The sequence below is a fragment of the Oleiphilus sp. HI0080 genome, from assembly GCF_001635135.1.
On the sequence record NZ_LWFU01000412.1, the window covers coordinates 1 to 4,621 of the forward strand.

General features: G+C 47.9%; 9 protein-coding genes. All 9 read right to left on the bottom strand.

Annotation, left to right across the window (positions count from 1 at the left end):
• Window positions 1-530: vWA domain-containing protein (locus A3751_RS07560; protein ID WP_156492318.1), on the bottom strand; the 530-nt coding region annotated here is incomplete at its 3' end.
• A gap of 135 nt (window positions 531-665) precedes the next feature.
• Window positions 666-884, bottom strand: coding sequence for a DUF1653 domain-containing protein (locus tag A3751_RS07565; RefSeq protein ID WP_197466224.1), 219 nt, complete (start codon window positions 882-884; stop codon window positions 666-668).
• The gene (locus A3751_RS22125; RefSeq protein WP_156498818.1) at window positions 881-1,072 is read right to left on the bottom strand and encodes a hypothetical protein; all 192 of its coding nucleotides are present in this window, start codon (window positions 1,070-1,072) and stop codon (window positions 881-883) included. The genes A3751_RS07565 and A3751_RS22125 overlap by 4 nt, the downstream gene beginning before the upstream one ends.
• 158 nt (window positions 1,073-1,230) lie before the next feature.
• Entirely contained in the window at window positions 1,231-1,689 is a 459-nt protein-coding gene (locus A3751_RS07575; RefSeq protein WP_068453951.1) for a YcgN family cysteine cluster protein, read from the bottom strand.
• Window positions 1,682-1,993, bottom strand: a complete 312-nt coding sequence (locus tag A3751_RS07580; RefSeq protein WP_068453952.1) for a YcgL domain-containing protein — start codon at window positions 1,991-1,993, stop codon at window positions 1,682-1,684. Before A3751_RS07580 ends, A3751_RS07575 begins: the two co-directional genes overlap by 8 nt.
• 12 nt (window positions 1,994-2,005) lie before the next feature.
• Entirely contained in the window at window positions 2,006-3,163 is a 1,158-nt protein-coding gene (rnd, locus tag A3751_RS07585; protein WP_068453953.1) for a ribonuclease D, read from the bottom strand.
• Window positions 3,164-3,165: 2 nt separating this feature from the next.
• A complete protein-coding gene (recR, locus tag A3751_RS07590) occupies window positions 3,166-3,762 on the bottom strand; it encodes a recombination mediator RecR (RefSeq protein WP_068453954.1) in 597 nt (198 codons plus the stop codon).
• A 23-nt stretch (window positions 3,763-3,785) separates the two neighbouring features.
• Window positions 3,786-4,115 (bottom strand): YbaB/EbfC family nucleoid-associated protein, encoded by a 330-nt coding sequence (locus A3751_RS07595; protein WP_068453956.1) that lies wholly within the window; start codon window positions 4,113-4,115, stop codon window positions 3,786-3,788.
• Window positions 4,116-4,124: 9 nt separating this feature from the next.
• The coding region (locus tag A3751_RS07600) for a DNA polymerase III subunit gamma/tau C-terminal domain-containing protein (protein WP_156492320.1) at window positions 4,125-4,621 on the bottom strand (497 nt) is incomplete at its 5' end.

Consider the following 4,621-nt stretch of genomic DNA (forward strand, 5'->3'; position numbering starts at 1 on the left):
GCGCCTGTTTGCGCTATACGCGCTAGCACAGGGCCAAGAATACGCTCACGCTCGGCTGTATTTTTCGCAGGCTCCTTGTCGATATCGACCATACCATCCGTCAATAGAATAAAATGCGTGTTCGGGTATTGTTGCCCTGCTTCGAGATTCTCTGAGGCCTTTTCGAGCGCAGCACCGATATTGGTCCGCAAAGCGACAGAATTGATCTCTTTTGCTTTCTCTTTCGCCATCGCGCGCCATGCGTCATCAACGACTTGAAAGCGCACAAGATTGTTGACCCATTGACCGAAAGTCCAGACACCCGCCTCGCTGCCATCAGGCACCAGCTCGGTCAACAAATTCACCGCGGGAATACGTAAATTCTGGGGATCGTTTTTCTTCATACTGCCCGATATGTCGATAACGAGCCGAACATCAGGAGCGCTGGTTTCTTCAGCAAAGCTCAGCGCACTTACCGAAAAGGAAATGAGAAAAACAAGAGCATGCGCGCTCAAACTCAAACGAACGAAACTACCAAGCGTGCGTACCATTCATGCCACCCTGAAAGACTTCCATGCAAAAGCAAAAACTTTTTTGACTAAGTACGTTTAGGTATAGCAGAAAATTCAATAACAACAACGAAAGTCTGAACGACTTACTTGAAAAAAACAGTATAGATAACTGTTTTAAATAGAGTTTTGATCGAGGAAACGAAACCTTGGAAGAAGCTCACCATTTATAGACACCTCCTCAACAAACATACGGTAAGGGCGAACCCACAAACCATGCTCTCCATATAAAGCTCGATACACAACAAGCTCCTCTTCTGTCTCGCTATGATGCGCTAAACCAAGTACTTCGTAACGCTGACCTTTATAGTGCTGATACACCCCAGGCTTTATCATTCCCCATACCTCAAACCGAGCAGGCGCCGACCTACCGACTCAAGCAAGACAACAACGACCATCACCCCTACAGCGCCCGCCATAACAGTAAGTGCCTGCTGCACGATTTCCATGTGAGATTGCGCCAAGGCATAGGCTGCGACCAAAAATGCTGGTGCGAGCCAAAAGCCTCCCGAGACAATATTCATGGGCGTCAGCAAAGTCACTGCAACCACAATCCTAAGGACGCGTCTCGTGCGGCGCCACTTGAGGTTTCGAGTTAAGCGCCAAAAGACGATCATCGCCCCAACGGCGGAGAGAAGATAAATGAGCCAGGCAATAGTATAAGAAGACAATAAAGCCACAATCAGTTTTCCGTTTTAAACTCGTCGATAATATAAAGCTCCAACTCTTGCGCAGGAACTTCAGTTTCAGAAACAACACGACCTACGACAGACATACCCGCCTTGTGGATGCTTTTAAAATCACCAGAAACCAGATGATGCCAATCTGGCAACCTGCGCCCCTCAGCAACAATGCGATAAGCGCAAGAACTGGGCAGCCAACTCAGCTCATCCAGATTCCCCTGCGTTAGGTCAAGACAGTCAGGCACATAATGTAGTCGTTGTTCGTAAACAGAACAGCGACACGTATCGAGATCAAGCTTCTCACACGCGACAGATGTATAAAAAATTTCATCCGTCTCTTCGTCCTGCAACTTGTGCAAGCAACACTTTGCACAACCGTCACAGAGAGATTCCCACTCGCCAACGCTCATTTCAGCGAGCGTTTTAAGCTCCCAAAATGGTACTTTGGCATCAGCCATTTAACGCATCTCGCGGTGCCATTGCCAGATTTGCATCCGCATCCTGATCTGTCGGCGGCATCTGAAGATAAAAACTCTGCTCCTCGATCGCAGCCAACACTTTTTCTGAATCTGCGCGCGCGAGTTTTTTCTCGGGCGTCAAAACAATATCCATTACTTTTGTGGGAGACCCAAAAGCCAGCATCAAGCCCTCAGGCAGCTTGCTTACATCCTGCGAGCGATCGACATACAAGTACATCTCTGCCTTTTTGCTACTCTTATAAATACTGCAAAAACGCTTGTTTGCGTTGGTATACCCTGTCATTTTCAAACTCTCTTAAGATATAGAAGCGGCGACTAGACGTCGGAGCGGGTCTTCGAGCAAAGGCCCTCTCCAACCAGATAACAATTCTGGCATATCCTTATGTTTCTCCCGCCAAAAGTGGATAACCCAAGCTTCCATTTGCTTTCTACCGGCGATCAACTGGGGATCTAAACCCGCGCCCTGAGCAGCGTCCGCTACAAGCTTTTTAATCTTCTTATAGAACTCAAGCTCTTTACCTTTGATTGGCCGCTCAACGACACAAAAATCCGCGGGCACGCTTACCTCACATTCTTTGAGCAAGCTCAGTAACTCGGAGCCATAACGCTTAATCGACTTCGGCTTTGCTTTCGGCAGCTTGAACAACTCTCCCTGAGTTGTCGGAGACGTTCTCGCCGCCTCTATTAACTGCGCATCACTAAATACCCAGCTCTTGGGGATATTATGTTCGACGGCTCTCACATCCCGCCACTCTGTCAATTGCTGCAAAACATATTGCCGCTCGACGGGAAGATCCCAAGCACCACGCAGCTTCAAGTAAGCTAGTTCGGGATGCCCCCCCATCGATTCAATCGTCGCAACCTGACGCGCACACTCTTCTTCAACAGCGCCAAACCATGGGGAGGAAGTAAGCTGATCACGGAGCTTAAGATAAATGTCTTCCAGGTAATGCACGTCAGCCGCAGCGTAATGCAGCTGTTTTTTCGTCAACGGTCTCGCCAGCCAATCAGATCTCGTTTCGCCTTTATCTAAGGCAACACCAAGCATCAAATCGACTAAACGTTGGTAGCCGACAGAGATACCCTTCCCTAGAAAGGCTGTCGCGATCTGACTATCGAAGACATTACGTATCGAGCAATCACAGATATGACCTAAAAGATCGATATCCTCACTCATGGAATGCAACACAATAACGATATCAGGACTAGAAAGTACTGACGCCAGAGGCTTCAAAGTTGATACAGCGAGAGGATCAATCAAATAGGTTTTGCCCGACGCAGCAACCTGAATCAAACCAGCTTTCGCGAAATATGTGTTACTGCGCTCAAACTCCGTATCGAAAATCAAATAGGGTTCTTTTACCCAGCGGTTTACACATTGCTCTAAACGACTATCTGTATCTATCCAGATATATGGGATCGAGTCGATATCGACCGAGGTAGTGGTTGTCATTTTTATACAGGTTTCCGACCAGAAAAAGCATGCCCTAAAGTGCCACCATCGACAAAGCCTAGCTCCCCACCTAAGGGAATGCCATGCGCCAGTCGCGTAATCAGTACGTCTTTCTCTCGAAAGATTTCAGAAATAAAGTGGGCTGTTGCCTCCCCCTCTACGGTAGGGTTTGTTGCCAAAATAAGCTCCTTGATAGGCCGCCCGTTAACTTGATCAATAAGCAAAGGAATACCTACCTGATCAGGGCCTCGCCCATCGATAGGCGACAAACTACCACTTAGGACAAAGTACTTGCCCGGGAACTGCCGGGATAACTCTATGGCTAACAAATCACTTGGCGATTCAACAACACACAGGATCGTGTCATCACGACGGCTATCACTGCATAGCGCACAGCTCTCTGCCTCTGTAAGATTTCGACACGTATGACAACGCTTTACATGCTCCATTGCCTGAGCCAAGGCAGAGGATAAGCGCATCCCCCCCTCTCGCTTTCGCTCCAGAAGGTCTAGCGCCATACGCTGCGCTGTTTTTTGACCAACACCAGGAAGCACTCTAAGTGCTTCAATAAGCTCATCTATAACCGGTCCAAATCTCATACTGTGCTGATACTCAACATGTTCTAGAAAGGCATCTTGAAGCCAGGCGGCATGCCCATGCCTGAAGCGAGACCTGACATTGCTTTTTGATTTTTTTCTTCGACCTTTCTGACCGCATCGTTCACAGCCGCGGCAAGAAGGTCTTCCAGAAACTCCTTATCTTCTGTCATCACAGATGAATCAAGCTCGACATTTTTAACATCATGACGACCATTCATCGTAATTTTCACCAAGCCTGCGCCAGACTCGCCAGTAACCTCTTCGTTAGCAATGTTTTCCTGCTGCTTTTGAAGCTCTTCTTGCATTTTTTGGGCTTGTTTCATGATGTCGCCCATATTTTTGCCACCGAACATATTTGACTCCTATTCAATGGGGCTAAGCGATACGACGCTCTCTTCAATCAAGCGTCCATCAAACTCAGCAATTAACTGTTGTACATTAGGGTCTGCAAACAAGCTCTGTTTTGCCTCGACCAAACGCTCTTCACGCATCCGTTCCCGCCACATTGCCGGCGTTTCCTGCGAACCATCGAGCCCTTCAATAAACTCAACCGGCCCGTCCCACAAATCGGCTTCCTTTAAAGCCAATTTGATTTTTTTCTTGTGTGAATCATTCAGCAAGCGATAATGGCCCGACTCTACGCTCATTATAAGCCCTTGCTCGCCCACTTGTTTTACCATATTCATCAACAGGTTTTGCGTCATCCCGGTGAGACCAAGTCGAAGCGCCTGTCGCGGCCAATCTAACTCACTTAAATCTTGACTAACGGCATCAGGCTTATCAACGGCCACAGCATTGCCCGCATTCAATGCTTCCGCTTTTGATGCTGATGTTGGCTCTGCAGCTAATTCAGGAGTTT